22 protein-coding genes are annotated in these 24,715 nt (G+C 61.8%); all 22 read right to left on the bottom strand.

The features are described from left to right. Positions 1–61 precede the first annotated feature (61 nt). Positions 62–865, bottom strand: a complete 804-nt coding sequence (gene sleB, locus PQG80_RS03050) for a spore cortex-lytic enzyme (RefSeq protein ID WP_271749652.1) — start codon at positions 863–865, stop codon at positions 62–64. Positions 866–995: 130 nt separating this feature from the next. After that, on the bottom strand, positions 996–3,677 hold the full coding sequence (locus PQG80_RS03045; protein ID WP_271749651.1) for an FtsK/SpoIIIE family DNA translocase: 2,682 nt from the start codon (positions 3,675–3,677) through the stop codon (positions 996–998). A gap of 86 nt (positions 3,678–3,763) precedes the next feature. Next, complete coding sequence (locus PQG80_RS03040; RefSeq protein ID WP_271749650.1) at positions 3,764–4,027, bottom strand: YlzJ-like family protein; 264 nt, start codon at positions 4,025–4,027, stop codon at positions 3,764–3,766. Continuing rightward, positions 4,024–4,776 (bottom strand): ClpP family protease, encoded by a 753-nt coding sequence (locus tag PQG80_RS03035; protein WP_271749649.1) that lies wholly within the window; start codon positions 4,774–4,776, stop codon positions 4,024–4,026. Before PQG80_RS03035 ends, PQG80_RS03040 begins: the two co-directional genes overlap by 4 nt. Positions 4,777–4,984: 208 nt before the next feature. Further along, on the bottom strand, positions 4,985–6,664 hold the full coding sequence (locus PQG80_RS03030) for a ribonuclease J (protein ID WP_271749648.1): 1,680 nt from the start codon (positions 6,662–6,664) through the stop codon (positions 4,985–4,987). A gap of 234 nt (positions 6,665–6,898) precedes the next feature. Beyond that, a complete protein-coding gene (gene dapA, locus PQG80_RS03025; RefSeq protein WP_271749647.1) occupies positions 6,899–7,774 on the bottom strand; it encodes a 4-hydroxy-tetrahydrodipicolinate synthase in 876 nt (291 codons plus the stop codon). Between the two features lie 57 nt (positions 7,775–7,831). Beyond that, on the bottom strand, positions 7,832–9,049 hold the full coding sequence (gene dapG, locus PQG80_RS03020) for an aspartate kinase (protein WP_271749646.1): 1,218 nt from the start codon (positions 9,047–9,049) through the stop codon (positions 7,832–7,834). 125 nt (positions 9,050–9,174) lie between these two features. Next, entirely contained in the window at positions 9,175–10,215 is a 1,041-nt protein-coding gene (locus PQG80_RS03015) for an aspartate-semialdehyde dehydrogenase (protein WP_271749645.1), read from the bottom strand. 48 nt (positions 10,216–10,263) lie between these two features. Next, a complete protein-coding gene (locus tag PQG80_RS03010; protein ID WP_271749644.1) occupies positions 10,264–10,860 on the bottom strand; it encodes a dipicolinate synthase subunit B in 597 nt (198 codons plus the stop codon). Then, positions 10,857–11,753 carry a dipicolinate synthase subunit DpsA gene (dpsA, locus tag PQG80_RS03005; RefSeq protein WP_271749643.1) on the bottom strand — a complete coding sequence of 299 codons (897 nt, stop codon included), beginning with the start codon at positions 11,751–11,753 and terminating at the stop codon, positions 10,857–10,859. Before dpsA ends, PQG80_RS03010 begins: the two co-directional genes overlap by 4 nt. A gap of 289 nt (positions 11,754–12,042) precedes the next feature. After that, positions 12,043–12,486, bottom strand: coding sequence for a dUTP diphosphatase (gene dut, locus PQG80_RS03000; RefSeq protein WP_271749642.1), 444 nt, complete (start codon positions 12,484–12,486; stop codon positions 12,043–12,045). After that, a complete protein-coding gene (locus PQG80_RS02995) occupies positions 12,449–13,729 on the bottom strand; it encodes a M16 family metallopeptidase (RefSeq protein WP_271749641.1) in 1,281 nt (426 codons plus the stop codon). Before PQG80_RS02995 ends, dut begins: the two co-directional genes overlap by 38 nt. 98 nt (positions 13,730–13,827) lie before the next feature. Beyond that, positions 13,828–14,889 carry a polysaccharide deacetylase family protein gene (locus tag PQG80_RS02990; protein WP_271749640.1) on the bottom strand — a complete coding sequence of 354 codons (1,062 nt, stop codon included), beginning with the start codon at positions 14,887–14,889 and terminating at the stop codon, positions 13,828–13,830. A gap of 191 nt (positions 14,890–15,080) precedes the next feature. Beyond that, a complete protein-coding gene (gene pnp, locus PQG80_RS02985; protein ID WP_432432708.1) occupies positions 15,081–17,168 on the bottom strand; it encodes a polyribonucleotide nucleotidyltransferase in 2,088 nt (695 codons plus the stop codon). 184 nt (positions 17,169–17,352) lie between these two features. Beyond that, positions 17,353–17,622, bottom strand: coding sequence for a 30S ribosomal protein S15 (gene rpsO, locus PQG80_RS02980; protein WP_271749639.1), 270 nt, complete (start codon positions 17,620–17,622; stop codon positions 17,353–17,355). 165 nt (positions 17,623–17,787) lie between these two features. Next, positions 17,788–18,762: a bifunctional riboflavin kinase/FAD synthetase gene (locus tag PQG80_RS02975; protein ID WP_271749638.1), complete on the bottom strand. Its 975-nt coding sequence runs from the start codon at positions 18,760–18,762 to the stop codon at positions 17,788–17,790. Positions 18,763–18,819: 57 nt separating this feature from the next. Next, positions 18,820–19,752, bottom strand: coding sequence for a tRNA pseudouridine(55) synthase TruB (gene truB / locus PQG80_RS02970; RefSeq protein WP_271749637.1), 933 nt, complete (start codon positions 19,750–19,752; stop codon positions 18,820–18,822). Beyond that, entirely contained in the window at positions 19,730–20,734 is a 1,005-nt protein-coding gene (locus PQG80_RS02965) for a DHH family phosphoesterase (protein WP_271749636.1), read from the bottom strand. Before PQG80_RS02965 ends, truB begins: the two co-directional genes overlap by 23 nt. Further along, the gene (gene rbfA / locus PQG80_RS02960; protein ID WP_271749635.1) at positions 20,731–21,087 is read right to left on the bottom strand and encodes a 30S ribosome-binding factor RbfA; all 357 of its coding nucleotides are present in this window, start codon (positions 21,085–21,087) and stop codon (positions 20,731–20,733) included. Before rbfA ends, PQG80_RS02965 begins: the two co-directional genes overlap by 4 nt. Positions 21,088–21,120: 33 nt before the next feature. Beyond that, positions 21,121–24,069 (bottom strand): translation initiation factor IF-2, encoded by a 2,949-nt coding sequence (gene infB, locus PQG80_RS02955; protein WP_271749634.1) that lies wholly within the window; start codon positions 24,067–24,069, stop codon positions 21,121–21,123. Beyond that, positions 24,062–24,394: a L7Ae/L30e/S12e/Gadd45 family ribosomal protein gene (locus PQG80_RS02950; protein ID WP_271749633.1), complete on the bottom strand. Its 333-nt coding sequence runs from the start codon at positions 24,392–24,394 to the stop codon at positions 24,062–24,064. The genes infB and PQG80_RS02950 overlap by 8 nt, the downstream gene beginning before the upstream one ends. Continuing rightward, a complete protein-coding gene (rnpM, locus tag PQG80_RS02945) occupies positions 24,378–24,698 on the bottom strand; it encodes an RNase P modulator RnpM (RefSeq protein WP_271749925.1) in 321 nt (106 codons plus the stop codon). Before rnpM ends, PQG80_RS02950 begins: the two co-directional genes overlap by 17 nt. Positions 24,699–24,715: the final 17 nt, after the last annotated feature.

Genomic DNA, 24,715 nt, shown 5'->3' with positions numbered 1-24,715 from the left:
TCAAGCCCATTCTAGCGCATGGCCAAGCCCGAAGCAAATAAGGTCGGACGCGATTTCGGGGTCAATTGCAGAATATATGCTGGCCGATCGTCTTGTACTGCGGCCTCGACCAGATCCATTTAGAGGTCGCGGTTTTCGGATTAAAGTAATACAGGCATCCGTCCGTCGGATCCCAGCCAGACATCGCGTCCTTAACGGCCTTGGCCGCTGTCTCGTTGGGGGTCAGATAGATCTGTCCGTCGGCGACCGCGGTGAACGCGCCGGGCTGGAAGATCACGCCCGATACCGTGTTCGGGAATTCAGCCGAACGAACGCGGTTCAAAATGACGGCGGCGACCGCCACCTGGCCCTCGTACGGCTCCCCGCGCGACTCGCCGTATACGGCGTTCGCCATCAGCTTGAGATCGTTGGCGGTCATGCCCATATTGTTCGACGCGGGCAGGTCGACGTCGTTCTTTTTCGCAGCCTCTCCCGCTCCGCCGCCTCTGCCTTGCCCCGTACCTGTCCCCGTATCCTTGCCGAGGTCGGCCGCAGTCGGCTTCCATTCCTTCGTCGCTTCCCAGAGCTTGAGCTTCGTCTTGCCGCCGACGACGCCGTCGGCTTTCATGCCGAACTTCCATTGGAACCACTTCACGGCATTCAGCGTGGCCGGCCCGAAGTTCCCGTCCACTTTGCCGTTGAAGTAGCCGAGGTGCTTAAGCCTGCCCTGCAGCTCATATACGTCCTTGCCCGATGCCCCGCTCCTGATGACGGCGCTGCTGAACGCTTCGCGTGCCGCTTCCGGCTTGTCGAGCCGGTCGAGCGTATAGAGGCCGAAGAGACAGCAGACGAGACACACGGTCAAGATGACTAAACGATAGCGCATCTTCGATTCACGCCTTCCTAACGTTATTCGTGCGCGCGGCCTGGAACAGGCGGCGGGCATGCGTGAAGTTAGTATGAGGAAGGTCATGGATGGCTATTCATGGACAAAAAAAACGCCCGCTCCCGACGCGTCAGGAGGAGCGCTGCTGATATTGTTCGAGCGTGACGAGCACCTCGCGGGGCTTGCTGCCTTCGTAAGGACCGACGACGCCTCGGGCTTCCATCGAGTCGATCAAGCGCGCTGCGCGGGTATATCCGATCCGCATGCGGCGCTGCAGAAGGGATACCGAGGCCTGCTTGGCTTCGAGTATGATGCCTACCGCCTGGTCGAACAGCTCGTCGAGCTGCTCGTTGTTCGCGCTGTCGTCCGACTCCTCGATCTCCGGCACGAGCTCCTCGTTGTACTCGGCTTCGGCCTGCCCGCGGGCATAGGCGACGACGGACTCGACCTCGTTGTCCGACAGGAACGCACCCTGTACGCGGATCGGCTTGGAGGCGCCCATCGGCAGGAACAGCATGTCCCCCCGTCCGAGCAGCTTCTCGGCCCCGACCATGTCGAGAATGGTGCGCGAGTCGACCTGCGAGGATACCCCGAACGCGATCCGGCTCGGAATGTTCGCCTTAATGACGCCCGTGATGACGTCAACCGAAGGCCGCTGCGTCGCGATGATCAGGTGGATGCCAGCCGCGCGGGCCATCTGCGCCAGACGGCAGATCGCGTCCTCGACGTCGCCGGCAGCGACCATCATTAAGTCTGCGAGCTCGTCCACGATGACGACGATATAAGGCAGCACGCCGTCCGGATTGTCTCCGCTCAGCATCAGATTGTTATAGCCTTCGATGTTGCGCGTGCCGGACTTAGAAAATTTCTCGTAGCGCTTTTCCATCTCGACGACGATCTTCTTGAGCGCGAGCGAAGCCCTGCGGGGATCGGTCACGACAGGCGCGAGCAGGTGCGGAATGCCGTTGTATACATTCAGCTCGACCATCTTGGGGTCGATCATCAGGAACTTCACTTCGTCCGGCTTGGCCTTGTACAGCAAGCTCGTGATGATGCCGTTGATGCACACGGACTTGCCCGATCCCGTCGCGCCGGCGACGAGCATATGGGGCATCCTCGCCAGGTTGCCGACGATCGGCTGGCCCGAGATGTCTCTGCCGAAGGCGATCGTCAGCTTGCTCGGCGCCTCCTGGAACGTCGGCGTCTCGAGCACCTCGCGCAGCGTGACGACGCTCACCTCGTTGTTCGGCACCTCGATGCCGATCGCCGACTTGCCCGGGATCGGCGCTTCCATGCGAATGTCCTTGGCCGCGAGCGCCAGCGCGATGTCGTCCGTGAGGCTGACGATCCGGCTTACCTTGACGCCTACGTCCGGCTGCAGCTCGTATCGCGTGACCGCGGGTCCTCTGGCGACGTCGAGCACCTTGGCGCGCACGCCGAAGCTCTCGAGCGTCGCCTCCAGCTTGCGCGCGACCTCCCGGCCGCCGTCGCCGGCTCCGCCCTTGGCCCCGTTCTGAGGCTTGCCGAGCAGATGGATCGGCGGCATCCGGTACACGCGCTTAGGCTTGACGGGCACTGGTGCCGCAGCCGCGGCGTCCGCATCCGCATCGGCAGCCGGCATACTCGCAGCCATATCCTGCTCGAGTGCCGGTTCGACGTCCGGCATCGCGGGCCGCAAGCCGGCTACTGCGCCGTCCGGGTCGTCAAGCTCCAGTTCGGATTGCGTCCAGGACGCTTCGTCCGCGTCGTCGAGCAGCGGGACTTGATCTGCGAAATCGTGGAACCGCGGACCTTCATCCTGCGGCGCGTCCGCCGGCTCCCATGCGTCCTCGGGCTCTATGTACGGCGGCTGAACGACGGGCGCCTCGGCCATGGCGAGCGGCGCCTGCGCATCCTTCTTCCCGCCCCTGCCGCGCCCCTCCGGGCGCGCCGCGATATGAACGGCGAGCTCAGCAGGATATAACAACGGCTCGCTGTCCAGATCGTCGGGCTCCGACGACTCAGATCCGCCGGGTTTGCCGTGGAACAGTTGGAAGAAATACGGCTTCTTGGCGTCCGCGCGGACGCCGGTCGGCTCTTCCTGCAGATCGTCGTCGCCGATACCCGCCATTGCCGCCGCGACGCTGCCCTTTTTGGCCCGGCTGCGTACCGGCACCGCCTTCGCCTGGACCAGCTTGCGTCCGCCGGACAGCCGCTGCGCGAGCAGCGGCAGCAGGCGCTTCGCGAAGGTACGGACGCCCTTCATCATATCCACGTACGACCGGTTCGTCAGCAGCATGAATGCGATGACGAATTCGACGATCAGGACGAACTTGGCGCCGTAATAACCGAACAGCCAATAAAAGATCGAATATTGCATCGCGCCGAGCAGGCCGCCGCCGATATCCTTGCCGGTGATCCGCGCTTCGTTCTCGATCGGCGCACGCCATAGCTCCTCGTACAGCTGATGCGTCGTCTGGCTGAAGATCTCGGAGGGCCGGATCGCGCCGAGCGGTCCGAGCCGGGAATCGATGAAGCTCATGGAGCTTAGCAGCGTCAATCCGCAGCATACCATGACGAAGCCGCTCCTGCGGATCGTCCAGCCGCGCGGCCACGTTCTGCGGATCATGACGTGCAGCCCGAGCCAGATGCCCGCGATCGGCAGCAGAAAATAAAATTTGCCCAGCAAATATCCGAACAGCTTGGACAGCGAACGTCCGCCCGCGGCCTCGCCGTACATCGCGATGACGGATATCGTAATCAGCAGGATGCCGTAAATTTCGTATTTGAGGCTTGCGCCCAGCGTAGCCTTTTTTCTTTTGCGCTTAGCCAACTCCGTCACCTCCGGTCACCCATTATACCATAGTTTACCGGAGCGCGGCATGAGCCGGCGCTAGGCGAGGCGGCGGTCTAAAGTCCTCATTCGCCGCCTTGAATCGACGCCGCGCCGACAACTTCCTGCTGCTCCGCCGTCCCGAAGTAGATCAGCCTGCCGGGCTCGAATTCCGGAAGGAGATACGCGTCCAGCGGGGCCGATACGAGCCGCACGAGCTTGCCGACGCCGGGAGCGACGGGCGCGAGCAGCATGCGAAGCGGACCGTGCGCGATCTCGATCATCGGTTCCTGGCCCGCGCTCCAGCCCTCGAGCACGAGCTCCAGCGGGACCGTCGTGTAGATCGTCATTGCACTTCGCCTCCTTGCGGTGCGGCAAAGGCCAGTTTGCGCTCCGCGATACGGCGGTTGAGCTCGCGCAGCGCCTCGCCGATGCCGCCGATGGCGTCGATCAGACCGATCGACACCGCATCCGGACCGACGACGGTCGTGCCGATGTCGCGCGCCAGCTCGCCGGTCTTGAACATCAGCTCTTTAAACTTCGCCTCTCCGACCTTGCTGTGCCTGATGACGAAGCGCACGACCCGTTCCTGCATTTTATCCAAATATTCGAACGTCTGCGGCACGCCGATCACGAGACCGTTCATCCGGATCGGATGGATCGTCATCGTGGCGCTCTCCGCGATAAACGTGTGGTCCGCCGCCACCGCGATCGGAACGCCGATGGAATGACCGCCGCCGAGCACGACCGCTACCTTCGGCTTCGACAGCGACGAGATCATCTCCGCGATCGCGAGTCCCGCTTCCACGTCGCCCCCGACCGTGTTCAGCACGATGAGGAGGCCCTCGACCTTGGGACTCTGTTCTGCGGCGACCAGCTGCGGGATCACGTGTTCGTATTTGGTCGTCTTATTCTGAGGCGGCAGCATCATATGGCCTTCGACCTGTCCGATGATCGTGAGGCAAAACACGTTCGATTCCGCGGCCGGCACGCTCGGCGTACCCAGCTGAACGATCGTATCCGCAGCGACCGACCCTTTGCGCGCTTCGTCGGGCGTCGCGGGCTGCTCCGTGTCGACCGGCGCTTGTTTGTTCGTCATCTGGCCACTTCCTCCCTGTCCCTGCTTCGCTGCGCGCGCATTCGCCGCGCCGCAACGGCTCGACATAGTATGAGCGCGGGAGCTTACATTATGCGATTGCGGGAAGTTCTGCGGATGCATGCCAAGAGAGGAAAGCCAAAAACCGCCAATCTCGGAAAACATCCGAAATTGGCGGTCGTTGAGTGGAGTGTGGGGGTGTTCTCGCCTGTTATACTTCCATGATGATCGGCAGGATCATCGGTCTTCTTCTCGTTTGCTCGTACAGGAACCGGCCGAGCGCGTCCTTTACGTTGGTCTTCAGCGAAGCCCATTCGTTGACGTTGTCGCTCATCAGCTTGTGCAGCGTGCCGGTCACGATCCGGTTGGCTTCCTCGAGCAAGCCCTCGGACTCGCGCACGTATACGAAGCCGCGCGAGATGATATCCGGGCCGGACAGAATGGTGCCGTCCTGCTTGGACAGCGTGACGACGACGACCAGAATGCCGTCCTGGGATAACAGCTTGCGATCGCGCAGCACGATGTTGCCAACGTCGCCGACGCCCAATCCGTCGATCAGGACGTTGCCGGACGGAATCTTGCCCGCTTTGCGCGCGGTACCGTTCTGGAACTCCACGACGTCGCCGATATCGCACAGGAAAATATTTTCCTTCTCGATGCCGACGGATTCGCCGAGAAGCGCATGGTGGCGAAGCATCCGGTATTCGCCGTGAATCGGGATAAAGTACTGCGGACGGATCAGGTTGAGCATCAGCTTCAGCTCTTCCTGGCTGCCGTGACCGGATACGTGTACGCCGGATACGGAACCAGGCCCGTAGATGACGTGCGCGCCGAGGCGCATGAGCTCGTCAACCGTACGACCCACGTACTTCTCGTTGCCTGGGATCGGCGTCGCCGAGATGATGACCGTATCGCCGGACAGGATGTCCACCTTGCGGTGAGTCGAACGCGCCATCCGCGACAGCGCGGACATCGGCTCGCCTTGGCTGCCCGTGGACAGGATGACGACGCGGTCCGCCGGCAGCTTGTTCACTTCTTCAGGCTCGATGAACATGCCCTCCGGCACTTCAAGATAGCCCATCTCCGACGCGATCGTCACGACGTTGACCATGCTCCGGCCGACGACCGCCATCTTGCGGCGCGTCTCGGCAGCGGCGTTGATCACCTGCTGGATCCGGTGAACGTTGGATGCGAAGGTCGCGACGACGACGCGTTGCTTGGCGCGGCGGAAGATCTCCTCGAATTCCTTGCCGATATTGCTCTCCGACGGCGTGAATCCGGGGCGCTCCGCATTGGTGCTGTCGGACAGCAGCGCGAGCACGCCGCGCTTGCCGATCTCCGCCATCCGTTGCAGATCCGCGTATTGGTCATTCACGGGCGTGTGGTCAAACTTGAAGTCGCCCGTATGAACGACGATGCCTTCCGGCGTCTCGAGGCATACGCCGACCGAGTCCGGAATGCTGTGATTCGTGCGGAAGAAGGTCGCCTTGATCGCGCCCATCTGCACTTCCGAATCCGCGGTGATCAGGATCCGCTTCGTATCGCCCAGCAATCCCGCTTCCTTCAGCTTGTTCTCGATCAAGCCGGTCGTGAGCCGCGTCGCGTAGAGCGGCACGTTCAACTGCTTGAGCACGTACGGCAGGCCGCCGATATGGTCCTCGTGACCGTGCGTGACGAGAATGCCGCGGACCTTCTCGCGGTTCTCGAGCAGGTGCGTGATGTCCGGAATGACGACGTCGATGCCGAGCATCTCTTCTTCAGGGAACTTAAGGCCTGCGTCGACGACGACGATGTCGTTTCCGTATTGAACGACGTACATATTTTTCCCGATCTCGCCGACGCCGCCCAGGGCGTAAATCAATAATTTGTCTGTGCTGTTTTTCTTGGACAAGTCTAGTACCTCCTACGATAATTCGACGATCCCGATCTATGGAATTGTCAAGTTGCAAATTTTGGCCGCACCCATTCACTCCACCCCATTATACATGATGCCAATCCACTCGTACAAGTCAGGCTAATGAATACGGCCGAATACGATTAATTTCTCCATTTAACGCAAAACCGATGCCAATGGCATCGGTTCGCTTCATTCGGGCTATGGAGTGGGTCCTGCTTGCCTAGTCGGTTAGTCGAAAAGCCCTGCGATGAATGCCTGCTCCTCTTCGGTTGCAGGCGCTAGCGGCAGTCTCACGCCGCCCACCGCTACGCCCCGGATTGTGAGCGCATGCTTGACCGCGACGGGATTCGGCACGGGATGCGGACAATTGAACAGGCCCTTGAAAACCGGATACAGCTTGGCGTTCAGCTTCGCCGCTTCCGCCGTGCGCCCTTCCAGATACGCGTCGATCAGCGCCTTCATCTCCGCTCCGACGACATGGCTCGCTACGCTGATAATGCCGTGACCGCCGACGGCAAGCGTCGGAAGGGTGATGGCGTCGTCGCCGCTGTACACAAGGAAGCCGTCCGGCGCGCCGGCGACGATATCCGTTATCTGCTCGACGGACGCGCATTCCTTGGTCGCGACCACGTTAGGCAGCTCCGCAAGTCTCAGCGTCGTAGCCGAGGACAGACTAACGACGGTGCGGCCCGGGACATTATAAAGGATGACCGGCAGCTTCGTGGATTCGGCAATGGCCCGGAAGTGTAAATAAAGGCCCTCTTGGTTAGGCTTATTGTAATAAGGAGCGACGAGCAGCAGTCCGTCGACGCCCGCTTCCTCCGCGAGCTTACTGAGATGAATGGAGTGCGCCGTGTCGTTGCTGCCGGTGCCGGCGATGATCTTGGCGCGTCCGGCCGCCCGGCGCACGGCGTAGCGGAACAGCTCCAGCTTCTCCTCCTCGGTCAGCGTCGGCGACTCGCCCGTCGTGCCGTTCACGACCAGACTGTCGGACTTCTGTACCTCGATGAGCTCATCGATGAGCCGTCCGGTCGCTTCCCAGTCGATCTGCAGTTGCTCGTTAAATGGGGTCACCATCGCTGTAATCAGGCGGCCGAAATCCATACCCGTTTCCTCCTCCGTCTATATACCGGTCTTGATCCGTTCTATACCATCATTATCTCACGATACCGCGTGCAGGGCGAACGCGGAATGCAGCGCCGACAGCGAGGCGGCCATGTCCGCCTCGGACACAAGCACCCAGATCGTCGTATTCGAATCCGCGGACTGCAGGATCGGGATCTGACGCGAGGCAAGCGCCTCCACGATCTTGGCCATGACGCCCGGCTCCCCGTTCATGCCGCCTCCGATGACGGACACCTTGGCGCAGCCGCTGCGGTATCGCGGCTCGAAGCCCATCTCCGTGAGCAGCCGCAGCGCCTGCGGCGCGTCGTCGTCGGTCACCGTGTAGAGCACGCCGGCCGGCATGACGTTAATGAAGTCGACGCTGATGCCGTTGGTCGCCATCGCCCGGAATACCTGCAGCTGCGGGTTCAGCGCCGTGCCTTCGGCCGAGATGGAAATCTGCGTGACGCCCTTGACGTGCGCCAATCCGGTCACCGTGCGGTCGCTCCAGCCGATATGTCCCTCTGCCGCGTTGGCGTGTGTGACGAGCGTCCCCTCGCCGTCCGAGAAGGTAGAGCGGACGCGTACCGGTATGCCTGCCTTCATGGCGATCTCGACGGCTCTCGGGTGTATCACCTTCGCCCCGTTGTGCGCCATATTGCAGATCTCGTCGTAGCTGACGACCGCCAGCTGGCGGGCTTCGGATACGATGCGCGGATCCGCAGTGAGGATGCCGTCGACGTCGGTATAGATATCGACCACGCTCGCCTGCAGCGCGGCGCCGAGCGCCGTCGCCGAGGTATCGCTGCCGCCGCGTCCGAGCGTCGTGATCTCTCCGTCCGCGGTAGCGCCCTGAAACCCGGTCACGACGACGATCTTGCCTTGCTTCAGGTAGGCTTCGATGCGTTCCGTCCGGACCTCGACGATCCTGGCGGCGCCGAATTTGTCGTCGGTGACGATACCGGCTTGACCGCCCGTAAGAGCGACGCTCGGCAATCCGCGACTGTTCAGGAGACTGCATAAAGTAGCCGCGGATATTAACTCCCCGCAGCTAAGAAGCAGATCCTTCTCCCGTTCCGCCAATCCGCCGCCGTTCGAGCCGATCCAGTCGAGCAGCGTATCGGTCGCGTACGGCTCGCCTCTGCGTCCCATCGCCGACACGACGACGACCAGCGCGGCGCCGGCCTCGTATTCACGCCTAATATGACGGAGGACGTGCTCCCGACCGCTAGCGTCGGACAGCGACGTCCCACCGAACTTTTGAACAGTAACCATCCATGCATCCTTCCTCGCCTGGTAATGTCGGAACCTCGATGTCATGGCGCCGCCGGGAGGGGGTTAGGACCGCTACCGTCAGACCAGCCCTCCCCGATTGCCGGGAAGGGCTGGCGCTGAATGCGTCAGGAGCGGGAAGCCGCGATGTGCTCGGCGATCTGAACCGCGTTCCAGGCGGCGCCCTTCAGCAGATTATCGGATACGATCCACAGATTAAGCGCGCGCGGGTTGGACAGATCGCGGCGGACGCGTCCGACGAACACTTCGTTGCGGCCCGCCGCTTCGGTCGCGAGCGGATAAAGCTGGCTGTCCGGATCGTCCTGCAGGACGATGCCCGGCGCATCCGACAGCAGCGTCTTGATCTCGGCGACGTCGAAGTCCTGCTTGAGCTCGACGTATACCGATTCGGAGTGTCCGTATACGACCGGGATGCGCACGCAGGTCGCGGTCACTTCAAGCGCCTCGTCGTCCATGATCTTCTTCGTTTCGCGGATCATCTTCATTTCTTCGAGCGTGAAGCCGTTGTCCTGGAACTTGTCGATCTGCGGGATCGCGTTGAACGCGATCTGATGCTTCACGGGCAGCGAACCGACAGGCAAAATGTCCGGTTGGACGTCGCCTCCGGCCAGCACTTCCTTGGACTGGCGGAGCATCTCGTCGATCGCGCGCGCGCCTGCGCCCGATACGGCCTGGTAGGTCGAGACGATGATGCGGGAAATGCCGTAACGGTCGTACAGCGGCTTGAGTGCGGCCACCATCTGGATCGTCGAGCAGTTCGGGTTGGCGATGATGCCCTTGTGCTCCGCGACCTTGTCGATGTTGACTTCCGGCACGACGAGCGGCGTCTCGGGGTCCATGCGATAGGCGTTCGTATTGTCGATGCACACGGCGCCGTGCTCGACCGCATGCGGGATCAATGCCTTGGAGACGTCCCCGCCGGCGCTGAACAGCGCGATCTCGACGCCCTTGAAGCTCTCGGGCGTCGCTTCTTCCACCGTATACGTTTGGCCTTTGAATTCGATCTTCGTCCCGGCGGAGCGCGCCGACGACAGAAGCTTCAGTTCCTTGATCGGGAAGTTGCGCGCTGCGAGCTGCTTCAGGATCTGTTCTCCAACGGCGCCCGTGGCTCCCACGACGGCGACGTTAAATAACGTAGGCGTAGACATAATGACGACTCTCCCCTCTAATCTAACCACAATCTCTATTTAATAGAATCAAGCATATAAAAAACGTTCGATAAGCATCGGCTGAAGCTGCTTGCCCTGGAGCGCAGCCTCGCATGTGTCGATCGCCAGATCCATCCTGGCGACGAGCGAGTTGGGCTTCTGGTCCGGATTATCCTGGCCGAAGGGCACGAAGTAGATGTTCTTCGCGACGAGCAGCTTGGCGATGTTCGCGGCGTTAAGGCCGAGGCCGTCGTTCGTGGAGATCGCCAGCACGAGCGGCCTGCCGTTGCGCATCTGGGCCTTGGCGGCCATCAGCACGGGTCCGTCGGTCAAGGCGTTGGCGAGCTTGCTCGTCGTGTTGCCCGTACAGGGCGCGATGATCATCACGTCGAAGCGCTTGGAAGGTCCGAGCGGCTCCGCGTCCACGATCGTGCTGATGATCTCGTTGCCCGTCATCCGAGCCAACTCGGATCTCCAATGCGCCGATGCCCCGAAGCGGGTGTCCGTCGTCATCACGGTCTGGCTGACGACCGGCACGACGTTCGCTCCGGCATCCACGAAGCGCTGGATCTGAGGCATAATCTCCGGCAGCGTGCAGTGCGAGCCGGATAACGCGTACCCGACAGTGATCCCTTGCCAATTCATGGCGTTTCCCCCTGTTTGTGGTCGTCCAGAATGCTCTGGCACAGACTGTTCGCGATGATGCGTCCTGCCGTCTTGGGGGCGACGATGCCGGGCAATCCGGGCGCGAGCAGCGCCTTGATGCCGCGCTTCTCCGCGAAGCGGAAGTCCGTGCCGCCGGGCTTGGATGCAAGGTCGATAATGACCGCGCGAAGGGGGAGTTTGGAGATCACTTGTGCTGTGACTATCATATTCGGTATCGTATTAAAAATCAAGTCAATATTCCCCGCCTGGCGCGCCAAATCGGCCATGTAGAAAGGCTCGAAGCCCATCTCGTAAGCCCTTGCGAACGCGTCCTCCCGACGCACGCCGACAAGCACGCTAGCCCCCATTCCCTGCAGCACGCGCGCCATCGTCATCCCCGTCCGGCCGAGTCCGAGCACGATGCATCTCGACCCGTGAATCGTAATGTCCGTATGCTGAATCGCCATCATCAAGGCGCCTTCCGCCGTCGGTATCGAGTTGTAAATGGCCACGTCGTCCCGCTCGAACAGCTCCACGACCGTAAGCCGGTGCTTCTCTCCGAGCTTGCGCAAATACGGCCGCGCGAGCCCGGTATAAATTTTGCAGGTTTTCGGCAGCGCCGCGGCGTGATCGTCCGTTAATTTAAGTACCTGATCCGTAAAAATCGCCGTGATCGCGCCGTCCTCTTCCGTTCCGGCCACCGGCAGCAGCAGCGCGTCCGCGCCGCGCAGCGCGTCCGGCGTCCATTCCGCCTTGGTGACGCCGGAAAAAGGCGTATCGAGCCGCTCGAAACCCATCAGCGTTACCGTCGCATCCATTTCGGTAAGGCGTCTGATGACCTCGAGCTGCCGCGCGTCCCCTCCGGCAACGATAATCTGCACGCCCGTAAGCATGGCTTTTCCCTCCTTTGACCTTGCGCCTGGCGGCTTCCTCAGCGCGGGCGGCCGAGGGCTACGCCTCCCGGGCGATGGCATCGCGGCTGGGCCGGCACGCATCGCGACTTGCATAGCACATCGTATGCAGTCGCCTCCCGGCGGGTGCGGAGCATGCCGGGACCTTCGCCTAATAACGAAAAACCGTCCGGGAAATCTTCCCTGACGGTCTGATACGTTCGGCGAGTTCGACTTCTTCGCTGCAAAAAAACGCCCTGCCGGCAGCAAATGCCCGGCAAGACGTTCCTTTTCATACACCCGTATGGCCGAAGCCGCCAGCGCCCCGCACCGTATCCGGCAGTTCGCCGGTCTCCTCGATGGTCACCTGAGGCACGCGCTGGAACACCATCTGCGCGATGCGCTCGCCCCGTTCGATCGCGAACGGCTGCTGCCCCAGGTTCACAAGCAATACCTTGACCTCGCCACGGTAATCGGCGTCGATCGTACCCGGCGAATTCAGGCATGTAATGCCGTGCTTGAACGCCAGGCCGCTGCGCGGCCTGATCTGCGCCTCGAGCTCGGCAGGCATCGCCATCGCGAATCCCGCAGGAATCAGCGCGCGCTCTCCCGGCGCGAGCACGACCGGCTCGGCCACCGCCGCGTGAATATCGAAGCCCGCCGCCCACTCGGACATGCGGCGCGGCAGGGGGACGTCTTCATTCCCCGGCAGCCGCTTCAACTGGATTGGATACAACGAATTCCCTCCCTATTCCGGACAACGCCGCCTCCTGCGATCCGACGAGCGCGATCGCCGCCGGCTGACTCATGATGCGGTTCATCATCTGTTCGACGTCCGCCATCGTGACCGCGTCGATCCGCTCGATCATCTCGTCGAGCGACAGATGGCGGCCCAGCATCAGTTCGTTCTTGCCTAGACGGTTCATCCGGCTGCTCGTGCTCTCGAGGCTCAAGATGAGATTGCCCTTGAGCTGTTCCTTGCCCCGGTTCACCTCGGCCTCGCTCAGTCCGTTCGCGTGAACTTCGCCGAGCATCTCCATCGTCAGGTCGTAGACGTCGCGCGTCTGCTTGGGCGCCGTACCTGCGTATACGGTGAAAAGTCCGCTGTCCGCATAGCTCGTATGATACGAGTATACGGAGTATGCTAGCCCCCGCTTCTCCCGGATCTCCTGGAACAGGCGCGAGCTCATCCCGCCGCCGATCGCGTTGTTCAGCAGCGTCATCGCGTACATCTTGGGATCGTTGATCGGGCAGCCCGGGAAGGTCAGGCAGAGATGATTCTGTTCGGTCTTCTTGCCGTGGAACAGCGTACCCGGACGAAAGGCGGGCGCGGCGAGCGTAGGCGCTTCGGAATGCGCCGCAAAGCCGCCGAAGTGCCGTTCAAGCAACTCAAGCACGCTCTCGTCCACGTTGCCCGCGAGACTGACGACCGTATTCTCGATCGTGTACCGGCGGGACATGTACTCGCGCAAATCGTCTGGCCCCATCGCATGCAGGCGTTCGGCGGTGCCCAGAATCGAGTAAGCGAGCGGGTGGTCGCCGAATGCCGCCGTCGAGGCCAGGTCGTGGACCGTGTCGTCCGGCGTATCGTCGTACATGGCGATCTCTTCGAGAATGACGTTTTTTTCCTTGACCAGCTCTTCCTCGGCCATCTGGGACTCGAAAAACATATCCGATAATATATCCACGGCAATCGGCAAATGCTGGTCGAGCACCTTGGCGTAGTAACAGGTATACTCCTTGGCGGTGAAGGCATTGACATTGCCGCCGATCCCGTCGAAGCGGTCGGCGATATCCTTCGCCGAATGGCGCCGGGTACCCTTGAACAGCATATGCTCGATAAAATGCGAAATTCCGTTGTCCGCGGGCGTCTCGTAGCGCGAACCCGTCTTCACCCAAATGCCGAACGCTACCGACCGGCTGGTCGGAATATTCTCGATCATCACGCGCAGGCCGTTCTTCAGCGTGTACTTATTCAACCGTTCTCCCCCTTGCCATGAATGATAACATGATATCAAAAATCGACATACCTCACAACCGAGACGCAGGCGATCCCGGCTTATGGGCGCCCGCGGTTTTATTTACCCTCGCGGGGCTGCTCCAATCTTCGCTCCGAGAGAACCTCGGACACGGTGCCCGGCACGAGCCCCTTGGCTCTTGCCGCCCGTACGATGCCGGCCAGCGCCTGCTCGGTCGTCGACGTCGGATGCATCAGGATCAGCGTGCCCGGACCGACATGGGCGGAGATTTTTTTTACGACCGATGAAGCAGGCGGTCGCTGCCAGTCGACCGTGTCCAGCGTCCACATGACCGTCCTCAGGCCGAGCCCCGCCGCGATGCGGACGGTCCTCGCGTCGTAGTCGCCCGATGGCGGGGCGAACAGCCGGTTATCCGCGCCGAGAACGTCCTTCAGCAATGCCTCCGTCTTGGATATCTCTTCAAGCTGCTTGGCGTCGCTGATCGTGCTCATATTTTTGTGAGAATAGGCGTGATTGGACAGTTCATGGCCGCGCCTCTTGATCTCGAGCGCAGCGTCCTTGTTTTTGCTAAGCCAGCTGCCGTCGAGGAAAAACGTTGCCTTGACCTTCTGCGCATCAAGCGTATTTAAAATAGAAGCCAGGTACTCGTTGCCCCACGCCACGTTAATCATCAGCCCTACGGCCGGTTTGTTCGGATTGCCTCGATAGACCGGGGATGGCGGCAGGTCGCGAAGCCCGATCTTGGGCGCCACCTCGCGGTATACCCAGGGAACCGCAGCTGGCGCTGCCGCAGCGGACTCGGCGGAAATTCCGGCCTTCCGGGCCAGCTCATAAGTTGCATTTACATCTACGGATCGGCCGTTGTAGCCGGGAATCGCCTTCCATACGCGATCGACTACCGCGTCGATCGGCGGTTGCGCGCGTTTTATCGCCTCTGCCGCGAGCCATGACCTCAGTTCATCTTCCTTATCGGCGTTATCGGCGCCGCCAGCGCTCCCATTCTGATCGTCCGCGTAGCCTGAATCCGCATATGCCGCAGCGCCTGAATGTATGGTCTTGGCAGTCTCTACATAGGCGTGCAGCGGTCCGTATCTGCCCGCCGCAAGCAGCAGTGCGAGTACGGCCAGCATGGCCGCAGGCGGCCAACGCGATTTGATCATGCTGAATCCCAGCTCCCGTCCGGGCGCCCAAGCGCCAAAAGTGCTTGTCTTCATCGTATGCCAAGACGTCGATTTATATGAACGCCGGCAAAGAATCGGACGGGCCATCGATTAAAATCCGGTCAAATAAAAAAAGAGACTGGGAAAACCGGTCTCTTTTGCTTGTAATATGAGGTTGAACGTCCAAGAGGTTATTGGCCGCTCTGTACCTGCTCGGTGGTAAGCAGCACCTTGCGGGACAGATTAACGCGACCCATATTGTCGATCTCGGTGACCTTGACCATGATCTTGTCGCCGATCGCGACGGCGTCCTCGACCTTGGCTACGCGCTCGGTCGACAGCTGGGAAATGTGCACCAAGCCGTCCTTGCCCGGGAGAATCTCGACGAACGCGCCGAACTTCTCGATGCGCTTGACCGTCCCAAGGTAGGTCTCGCCGACGAGGACTTCCCGTACGATGCCTTCGATAATGCCACGCGCCTTGTCGTTGGCTGCGGCATCCGAAGACGCGATATATACGGTACCGTCCTGCTCGATGTCGATCTTGACGCCCGTCTCTTCGATAATCTTGTTGATGATCTTGCCGCCGGAGCCGATGACGTCGCGGATCTTGTCCGGATTGATGTGCATCGTGATGATCTTCGGCGCGTATCTGCTCAGTTCCTTGCGCGGCTCGGCCATGACTTCCATCATCTTGCCGAGGATGTGCATGCGGCCTTCCTTGGCTTGCTCGAGCGACTGGGTCAGGATCGAACGGTCGATGCCGTCGATCTTGATGTCCATCTGGATCGCCGTGACGCCCTTGGCCGTCCCCGCCACCTTGAAGTCCATATCGCCGAGATGGTCTTCCATCCCTTGGATGTCCGTCAGAATCGTGAATTGGTCCCCGTCCTTGATGAGGCCCATCGCCACGCCTGCGACAGGCGCCTTGATCGGCACGCCCGCATCCATCATCGCCAGCGTGCTGGCGCAGATGCTCGCCTGGGATGTCGAGCCGTTGGACTCGAGCACCTCGGATACGAGACGAATCGTGTACGGGAACTCGGCTTCGGACGGGATCACCTTAAGCAGCGCGCGCTCGCCGAGGGCGCCGTGACCGATCTCCCGGCGGCCTGGCGCGCGGAGCGGACGGGCTTCGCCGACGGAAAACGGCGGAAAGTTGTAGTGATGCATGAAGCGCTTGGATTCTTCGAGGCCGATGCCGTCGAGAATCTGGACTTCGCCGAGCGGACCGAGCGTACAGATGCTGAGCGCTTGGGTCTGACCACGGGTGAACAGGCCGGATCCGTGCGTGCGCGGCAGCAGCGATACGTCGCCGGAGATCGGACGGATCTCTTCAGGCTTGCGGCCGTCTGGACGGATCTTGTCGTGCGTGATCAGGCGACGCACTTCGTTTTTGACGATATCGTACAGCACTTCTTTGACGTCGCCGAGCTTGCCCGGCTCGTCCGCATAGACCGCAGAGAAATGCTCGACCGTCTCGGCATTGACCGCGTCGATCGCTTCCTGGCGGGCATGCTTCTCCTCGATACGAACGGCCTCGACGAGTCTCGCTTGGGCATAGGCGTTGACGTCGCTCTCTACGGAAGCGTCGACGGCATGCAGCTTGACTTCCATCTTCGGCTGGCCTGCTGCGGCTACGAGCTGATCGATGGTGTCCACGATTTTCTTGATCTCGTCGTGTCCGAACATGATCGCTTCGAGCACGTCCGCTTCCGGCACTTCGTCGGCTTCGGCTTCGACCATCATGATCGCGTCGCGCGTGCCTGCTACGACGACGTGCATGTCGCTCTTCTCTTCCTCGGCGACGGTCGGGTTAATGATAAACTTGCCGTCGACGCGGCCGACGATGACGCCGCCGATCGGGCCGTCGAACGGCACGTTCGAGATGGCGAGCGCGGCGGACGTACCGATCATCGCCGCGATCTCGGGCGGGCAATCCTGGTCGACGCTCATGACGAGGCTGACGATCTGAATGTCGTTGCGGAAGCCTTCGGGGAACAGCGGGCGGATCGGCCGGTCGGTCAGTCGCGAAGCCAGGATGGCTTTCTCGCTGGGACGGCCCTCGCGCTTGATGAAGCCTCCGGGAATTTTGCCGACGGCGTACAATTTTTCTTCATAATTAACGGTAAGCGGGAAAAAATCCAGATCCTTGGGTCCGGACGACGCCGTGACCGTAGACAGAACGACCGTATCTCCGTAGCGGACGACAACGGCGCCGTTCGCCTGCTTGGCCAGCCGTCCCGTCTCCAGGGAGAACGGGCGCCCGCCGAGCGACATCTCTACTTGGTGTACCAGTGCAATCCCTCCTCTAAATTAGACATATGTAAATTCGACATACTCTCTATTATTTCCTGCCGGACGCATCCTTAGGCATGTCAAGCAGGTCGTAAGCTTGAAAAAAGCAACCCGCCGCCCCGGGGAAACCCGATTGGCTAAGCAGGTTGCTTGAGTCGCGTGCGAATTAACGGCGCAGACCGAGCTTCTCGATCAGCGAGCTGTAACGCTTGACGTCCTTGTTCTTCAGGTATGCCAGCAGCTTGCGACGTTGGCCGACCATCTTGAGCAGGCCGCGGCGCGAGTGGTGGTCTTTCTTGTGGGACCTGAAGTGCGTCGTCAGATTGTTGATGTTCTCCGTCAGGATCGCGATCTGGACCTCCGGGGAGCCGGTGTCCGAAGCATGCGTCTTGTGCAGCTCGATCAATTCCTGCTTGCGCTCTTGCGTCAATGCCATCCCAATCACCTCCAAATTCGATTTGTCTAATCGCCTGTGGCCGAGCTGTCGCCGGTGAGTGCGTCCGGCCAAGCCAAGGTTCTTGTGTTGTCGGCATGACCGACAACGTTCAATAGTATAGCACAGTGCCTATGATCATAGCAACTAACGAGTGCAGCCCGGCCGTTAGAACAAACCGAGCGCGGACAGCTCCGAACGGGCTTGGTCCGCATCCTTGGCGATCTGAGACTTAAGCGCGTCGAAGGAATCGAACTTCGTCTCGGGACGCAAAAAGCGGTGGAACCGCACGGTCAGCGTTTGTCCGTAGAGATCTCCCTCGAAGTCAAACAAGTTCGTCTCTAGCCTGGATGCGCCGCCCGGCGCGTCGAACGTCGGACGGACGCCGACGTTGATGACGCCCCCGAGCGGACAGGACTGTCCCGCCGCGCCGGTCACGGTCACGGCATATACGCCGTGACGGGGAATGACGTACGGCACCGACGGCATCATGTTCGCCGTAGGAAAACCGAGCTGCCGGCCCCGCGCGTCCCCATGGACGATCTCGCCCGATATGGCATAGGGCCGTCCGAGCAGCATAGCGGCCGCCTCGGTGTCGCCCTCGGCGAGACGCTCGCGTATCCGGGTGCTGCTGATCTTGACGTCGCCCTCGAAGACCGGCTCTACGACGCGGACCGAGATCGCGTCCTCGCTTAAGCTGCGCAGCGCGTCCGCGTCCCCCTGCCCGCGATGGCCGAACCGGAAGTCGAAGCCGACGACCGCGGTTCGGACGCCGAGCGGCAGCAGCAGGCGCCGGACGAAGCGATCCGCCGTAACCTCCGCAAAACCCGAATCGAACGCCACGACGTAGGCCAGTTCGACGCCAAGCTCGGCGAACAGCGTCAGCTTGTCCTCGAGCGGCGTCAGGACGGTGTGAAAACCGTCCTTCCCCAGTACGCTGCGCGGATGGGGACTGAAGGTCAGTACGGCCGGCGCGTATCCAAGCTCTCGCGCCGCCGCCACCGCCTGCCTGATGACCTCGGCATGTCCGCGATGGACGCCGTCGAAAAAGCCGATCGCCATGGCGACGCGGTCCCGGCAAGCGCCGGTCGGGAGCTCGCCGTCCTGCTGCAACATCGAATGTGTCAAATCGTAACGTTCCACCTGCTGTCCTCCTGCATCTTGGGAATGGCGCCGTGCCGGCGCAGAGCCGGCACGCGGCTACTCCTCCGGATGAAATACTTTGACAGCCCTGAGGCGTCGCCCCGGCATGTCCGCTTCGAACAATCCGAGAAAAACGCCGTCTTCGCGATAAAGCCGCCACAACCCGTCTCCGTCCGGCGCCGGATCGACCTCGTCGAAGGGAATTGCCTTCCCCTGCCGCGCGTTGGCTGCGGCGGCCGGGCCTCCCGTCGTGCGCGGGAACGGCACGAGGCCGTCCGCCTGAATGAATCGGTCTCCGAGCTCACCACTCTCGCGCAGCCGGGCGATCTCGTCCAGCGTCAGGCTGTCGTCCGGCACGAGCCCCGCGCTCTCCGTCCGCTGCAGGACGGCCATCGCTGCCGGCACGCCCAGCTTGCGGCCGATGTCCACGCACAGCGTGCGGATATAGGTGCCCTTGGAACAACGGACGGAAAAAGAAGCCTCGGGCTGCGGGATGCCCGATTTGATCTCGGCGACCCGAATCTCGTGTATCGTCACCGGTCGGGCCGGCCGTTCGACGGTCACGCCTTCTCTGGCAAGCTCATAGAGCCGCTTGCCGTCGATTTTTACGGCTGAAACCATAGGCGGCACTTGCATGATGTCTCCCTCGAACGAAAGGATCGCTTCGCGTATCGCGGCCTCGTCGAGATGGCTGGCATCGCGGCTCTCGACGACCTCGCCGGTGAGATCCTCGGTATCGGTCGCGATGCCGAGCCGGATCGTCGCCTCGTATGTCTTGGGCAGTTCCTGCAGATACTCTACCAGCCGCGTCGCCCTGCCCACGCAGATCGGCAGCACGCCTGTCACCGCCGGATCCAGCGTGCCCGTATGGCCGATTCGCTTCACCCCGAGGATGCGCCGGGCCTTCGCCACCACGTCGTGCGATGTCCATCCCGCCGGCTTCCAGACCGCGAGCACGCCTTCGTAATTATGCGTTTTGGCTTGCGTCATGTTCTGAGAGCGCCTTTCCGACGGCATCGGTCACTTGCGCGATCGTCTCGCCCAGTGTCGCGAGTACCCGGCAGCCGGCCGCGCGGGTGTGACCGCCGCCGCCGAAATGCTGGGAGACCGCCGCGACGTCGACCTTGCCGGCCGATCGCAAGCTGACTTTGACCGATGCTTCTCCGTTTTGCTTGAACAAAATACCGACTTCCACGCCTTCCACGTTGCGAGGGAAATTCACGATGCCTTCGAGGTCCTCGTTTCTGGCGCCGGTCTCCGTCATGTCCTCCGGCGTAACCCAGAGCCAAGCGACCCGCTTGTCCTCGCTGAACGTCAGCCGGGACAGCGCCCGCTGTAGGACGAGCATCTGCTGCAGCGTCATCCGCTCCAGCAAATGCTCGGCCAACATTGGACCGTCCACGCCCAGGTCGATCAGTCTCGACGCGATGGCTAGCACCTTGGGACTCGTATTGCTATATCGGAAGCCTCCGGTATCGGTCAGCATGCCCGTATAGATGGCCGTCGCGGCGTCTATGTCGAGCGGCACGCCCGCGCGTTCGATGAGTTCGTATAAAATCTCGGCCGTCGCGGCTGCATCGGACCGAAGCAGATTAACGAGGCCGAATCCGTTGTTGGTCGGATGATGATCGATATTCAGCAGCTCGTAGCCGTCTTCGAACCGTTCCTGCGCGTTGCCGACGCGGCTGAAATCCGCGCAATCGACCGCGATGACATGACGATAGGCGCGTCCGGCGATGCCGGACGCGTTCGTCGTGATGCTGTCTGCGTTTTTTAGATAAAAGAGACGTTCGGGGATCGGCCCCTCATTGTAGAGCGCGTAGCTCTTGCCCAGCTTGCCCAGCAGCCAGGCGACCGCCACCGTAGAGCTGATGGCGTCGCCGTCCGGCTGAACGTGCGAGACGACCAGAAAGTCGTCCCGCTCCTTGATAAAAGCGACCGCGGCATCAAGCTGCGTCTCCCAGCCGGTCATGAGGGCTGCGTCCCTTTGTTGATGTCCGCCAGCAGCGCTTCGATGTGGCTGCCGTACTCGATCGAGCTGTCGAACCGGAATTCAATCTCCGGCGTATGGCGAAGTCGCATCCGGTTGCCTAGCTCCGAGCGAAGAAAGCCCTTCGCCCTGGCAAGCGCGTGCAGCGTCGCTTCCTTCTGCTCGTCGCTGCCGAGAATGCTGAGGTAAACGCGAGCCTGCGACAGATCCCCCGTCACGTCGACGCCGGTCACCGTGATGAAGCCGATGCGCGGGTCCTTTAATTCGGTCTGGATCAGCGAGCTGATCTCCTTTTTGATCTGTTCGCCGACACGGCCGACGCGGAATTTAGCCACTGTCCATCCCCTCTTCCCTGCTTCATGCGCGGATTAGCGCTCGACGGACTCCATGATGAACGCTTCGAGAACGTCGCCGTTCTGAAGGTCGTTGAACTTGTCGAGCGTGATGCCGCACTCATAGCCTTCCGAAACTTCCTTGGCGTCATCCTTAAACCGCTTGAGGGAATCGATCTTCCCCTCGAAGACGACGACGCCTGCGCGTACGAGGCGGACTTCGGCGTTGCGGGCGACCTTGCCGTCCGTGATCATGCAGCCCGCGATCGTGCCGACCTTGCTGACCTTGAACGTCTCGCGGACTTCGGCGTGGCCGATGACCTTTTCCTTGAAGACCGGATCGAGCATACCCTTCATCGCCTGTTCGATCTCCTCGATCACCTTGTAGATGATGCGGTGGAGGCGAAGGTCGACCTTTTCCTGATCGGCAGTCTGCGCCGCGCGCGGCTCAGGACGGACGTTGAAGCCGATGACGATAGCCGCAGATGCGAGCGCCAGGGACACGTCGGACTCGGTAATCGCGCCGACGCCGCTGTGAATCGTCTTAACGCGCACGCCTTCGACCTCGATCTTCTCGAGCGAGCCCTTGAGCGCTTCGAGCGAGCCTTGTACGTCCGCCTTGAGGATGACGTTCAGATCCTTGATCTCGCCTTCCTTGATCTTGCTGAACAGATCCTCGAGCGTGACCTTCTGGTTGGAACGCATCGATTCCTGACGCGTCTTGATCGAACGCTTGTCGGCGATCTCGCGCGCCTTGCGCTCGTCCTCGAACACCATGAACGGATCCCCTGCTTGCGGCACCTCGGTCAGACCGGTGATCTCGACCGGCGTGGACGGGCCCGCTTCCTTGACGCGGCGTCCGCGGTCGTTGGTCATCGCGCGGATCCGGCCGAAGCAGTCGCCCGCTACGAAGGCGTCGCCGACCTTGAGCGTACCGTTCTGGACGAGGATCCGGGCGATCGGCCCCTTGCCCTTGTCGAGCTCGGCTTCGATGACCGTACCGCGAGCCCGCTTATCCGGATTAGCCTTGTAGTCGTTGACTTCCGATACGAGCAGGATCATCTCGAGCAAGCCTTCGAGGTTCAAGCGCTGCTTGGCGGACAGCTCGACGAAGATCGTATCGCCGCCCCATGATTCCTGTACGAGACCGTACTCGGTGAGCTCTTGCTTCACCTTCTCGGGATTCGCGCCCGGCTTGTCGATCTTGTTGACCGCGACGATGATCGGCACGTTCGCCGCCTTGGCGTGGTTGATCGCTTCGACCGTCTGCGGCATGACGCCGTCGTCGGCGGCCACGACCAGAATCGTAATATCGGTAACCTGGGCGCCGCGCGCACGCATCGTCGTAAACGCTTCGTGGCCCGGAGTATCCAGGAACGTGATTTTTTTACCGTGCACTTCGACCTGATAAGCGCCGATGTGCTGCGTGATGCCGCCTGCTTCCCCGCTGGCGACCTGGGTCTCCCGGATCGCATCGAGCAGGGTCGTCTTGCCGTGGTCGACGTGACCCATGATCGTAACGACTGCCGGACGGCTGATCAGATCCGCTTCTTCGTCGTTCTCTTCGATCGTCTCGAAATTGGTGTCTTCGACCGCGATCTTGACCTCGGTCTCAACGCCGAATTCGCCGGCGATGAGCAGGATCGTATCCATGTCGAGATCTTGATTGATCGTGGCCATGACGCCCATCATAAACAGCTTCTTGATGACCTCGGAAGCGTCCTTGTGGAGCAGCTTCGCCATGTCGCCGACCGTCATCTCGCCGCGGATAATAATTTTCTTAGGCGTGTTGTCGATCTTCTCGCGTGGCGGCATGTTGCTGCGGCCTCTGGCGTTTTTGCCGCCCTTGCCCTTACGAGGGCCGCCGCGTCCGGATTCCTCGAACCGCCGGCCGAAGTCGTTTTCCTTGCGCTTGGCGCCGCCGGCGCCGCCCCGGTTGAAATCTCCGCCGCGGTTATCGCCGCCGCGGTTGTCGCTGCGCTGACCGCCCGGACGGCTGCCGAAGCCGCCGCCTTGGCCGCCCCGTCCTGCCGCCGCAGCCGGTGCCGGTGCCGGACCTCTGCTGGCACCGCCGCCGAATCCGCCGCCGCCTGCCGGACGGTTGCCTTGATAGCCGCCGCCCTGGCCGCCTGCCGGACGGTTGCCTTGATAACCGCCGCCGCCTTGGCCGCCTGCCGGACGGTTGCCTTGATAGCCGCCGCCGCCCTGGCCGCCTGCCGGACGGTTGCCTTGATAACCGCCGCCGCCTTGGCTGCCTGCCGGACGGTTGCCTTGATAGCCGCCGCCGCCTTGGCTGCCTGCCGGACGGTTGCCTTGATAGCCGCCGCCGCCTTGGCCGCCTGCCGGACGGTTGCCTTGATAGCCGCCGCCGCCTTGGCCGCCCGATGGACGGTTGCCTTGATAACCGCCGCCTTGGCCGCCCGATGGACGGTTGCCTTGGTAGCCGCCGCCCTGGCCGCCCGATGGACGGTTGCCTTGATAGCCGCCGCCTTGGCTGCTGCCTTGCGGACGGTCGGAAGCAGCCGCGGACGAGCCGCTGCCTTGCGCGCTAGGTTGCGCTGGCGCCGAAGCTGGTGCGGCCGGCGCGGACGCTTGAGGCGCTGCCGGAGCAGGAGCCGGAGCCGGGGACGGTGCCGTCTGAGGCGGCTGTGCCGGACGCGAAGCGACCGATGCCGTCTCCTCCGACCTGCGGCTCTGCTGCTGTCCGCCGCTTTGGCGGTTTTGGCCGCCCTGCTCGCCAGCCGGGCGATTGCCGGCCGGCTTATTTTGCGCCATTTTGGCCGCCGCGTTCGCCTTCACGTCGCGGAAAAACTTCTCAACCGCGCCGACCATGCCGTTCTCCATCACGCTCATATGGTTGTTGACCGGCATGTTCACGCGCTTCAGGATCGTGATGACTTCTTTGCTGCTCATATTCAGCTGCTTGGCGTATTCATACACCCGCAGCTTATCTTTGTTGTCGTTCGTCTCTTGATTATTACTCAATATTCTCCACCTCCGAATGTTGAACGAAGCCCTCGCGAACGAGATTCGCGAAGCCTTGGTCCGTGACGGCGAACAGCACGCGCTCAGGTTTGCCCACGGCGCTCCCCAGATCGTACCGGGAGTAGCCGGTCAACAGCTCCACTCCGTAGCTTGCGCATTTGTCCGCCACTTTCTTGCGTGTATTGTCAGAAGCGTCCCGGGCGATTACAACCAGCTTCGCTTCGCCTCCGCGAATGCTTTTCAGCACCGTCTCATCCCCCGAGACGAGCTTGCCTGCCCGCATGGCGAGCCCCAGTCGCGACAAAGTTTTATCGTTCGTCGTCATCGCCGTCATCCAGCTCCTTCGCGGCGATGAATTCGCCTTCCAGCTTCAGGAATTCCTGCTCCAGCCGATCGTAGACCTCGGGCGGGACGGGAGCCTTCAGCGCCCGCTCCAGCGCCTTCGTTTTTTTCGCCAGCTTGAAGTAGGACAGCTTGCCGCACAGATAGGCGCCCCTGCCGGGCTTCTTGCCCGTCAGATCGAGGGAAATCTCCCCCGACGGCGACCGGACGATGCGGATGAGTTCCTTCTTCGGCATCATTTCCTGGCTGGCGATGCACTTGCGCTGCGGTATCTTCCTCGGTCTCAGGTTTATCGCCTCCCATG

It is taken from the genome of Cohnella rhizoplanae (genome assembly GCF_948329515.1).
GTDB lineage: Bacteria > Bacillota > Bacilli > Paenibacillales > Paenibacillaceae > Cohnella > Cohnella rhizoplanae.
Note: the sequence above shows the minus strand (reverse complement) of the source record. Positions and strands in the feature narration are given on the sequence as shown.

Excerpts from the sequence above, each read along its gene's own strand:
- sleB (WP_271749652.1), bottom strand. The coding sequence starts at position 865 with ATGCGCTATCGTTTAGTCATCTTGACCGTGTGTCTCGTCTGCTGTCTC.
- PQG80_RS03040 (WP_271749650.1), bottom strand. The coding sequence starts at position 4,027 with ATGACGATCTACACGACGGTCCCGCTGGAGCTCGTGCTCGAGGGCTGG.
- PQG80_RS03035 (WP_271749649.1), bottom strand. The coding sequence starts at position 4,776 with ATGACGAACAAACAAGCGCCGGTCGACACGGAGCAGCCCGCGACGCCC.
- dapA (WP_271749647.1), bottom strand. The coding sequence starts at position 7,774 with ATGGATTTCGGCCGCCTGATTACAGCGATGGTGACCCCATTTAACGAG.
- dapG (WP_271749646.1), bottom strand. The coding sequence starts at position 9,049 with ATGGTTACTGTTCAAAAGTTCGGTGGGACGTCGCTGTCCGACGCTAGC.
- PQG80_RS03015 (WP_271749645.1), bottom strand. The coding sequence starts at position 10,215 with ATGTCTACGCCTACGTTATTTAACGTCGCCGTCGTGGGAGCCACGGGC.
- PQG80_RS03010 (WP_271749644.1), bottom strand. The coding sequence starts at position 10,860 with ATGAATTGGCAAGGGATCACTGTCGGGTACGCGTTATCCGGCTCGCAC.
- dpsA (WP_271749643.1), bottom strand. The coding sequence starts at position 11,753 with ATGCTTACGGGCGTGCAGATTATCGTTGCCGGAGGGGACGCGCGGCAG.
- PQG80_RS02990 (WP_271749640.1), bottom strand. The coding sequence starts at position 14,889 with ATGATCAAATCGCGTTGGCCGCCTGCGGCCATGCTGGCCGTACTCGCA.
- pnp (WP_432432708.1), bottom strand. The coding sequence starts at position 17,168 with ATGTCGCTCGGCGGGCGCCCGTTCTCCCTGGAGACGGGACGGCTGGCC.
- rpsO (WP_271749639.1), bottom strand. The coding sequence starts at position 17,622 with ATGGCATTGACGCAAGAGCGCAAGCAGGAATTGATCGAGCTGCACAAG.
- truB (WP_271749637.1), bottom strand. The coding sequence starts at position 19,752 with ATGACGCAAGCCAAAACGCATAATTACGAAGGCGTGCTCGCGGTCTGG.
- PQG80_RS02965 (WP_271749636.1), bottom strand. The coding sequence starts at position 20,734 with ATGACCGGCTGGGAGACGCAGCTTGATGCCGCGGTCGCTTTTATCAAG.
- PQG80_RS02950 (WP_271749633.1), bottom strand. The coding sequence starts at position 24,394 with ATGACGACGAACGATAAAACTTTGTCGCGACTGGGGCTCGCCATGCGG.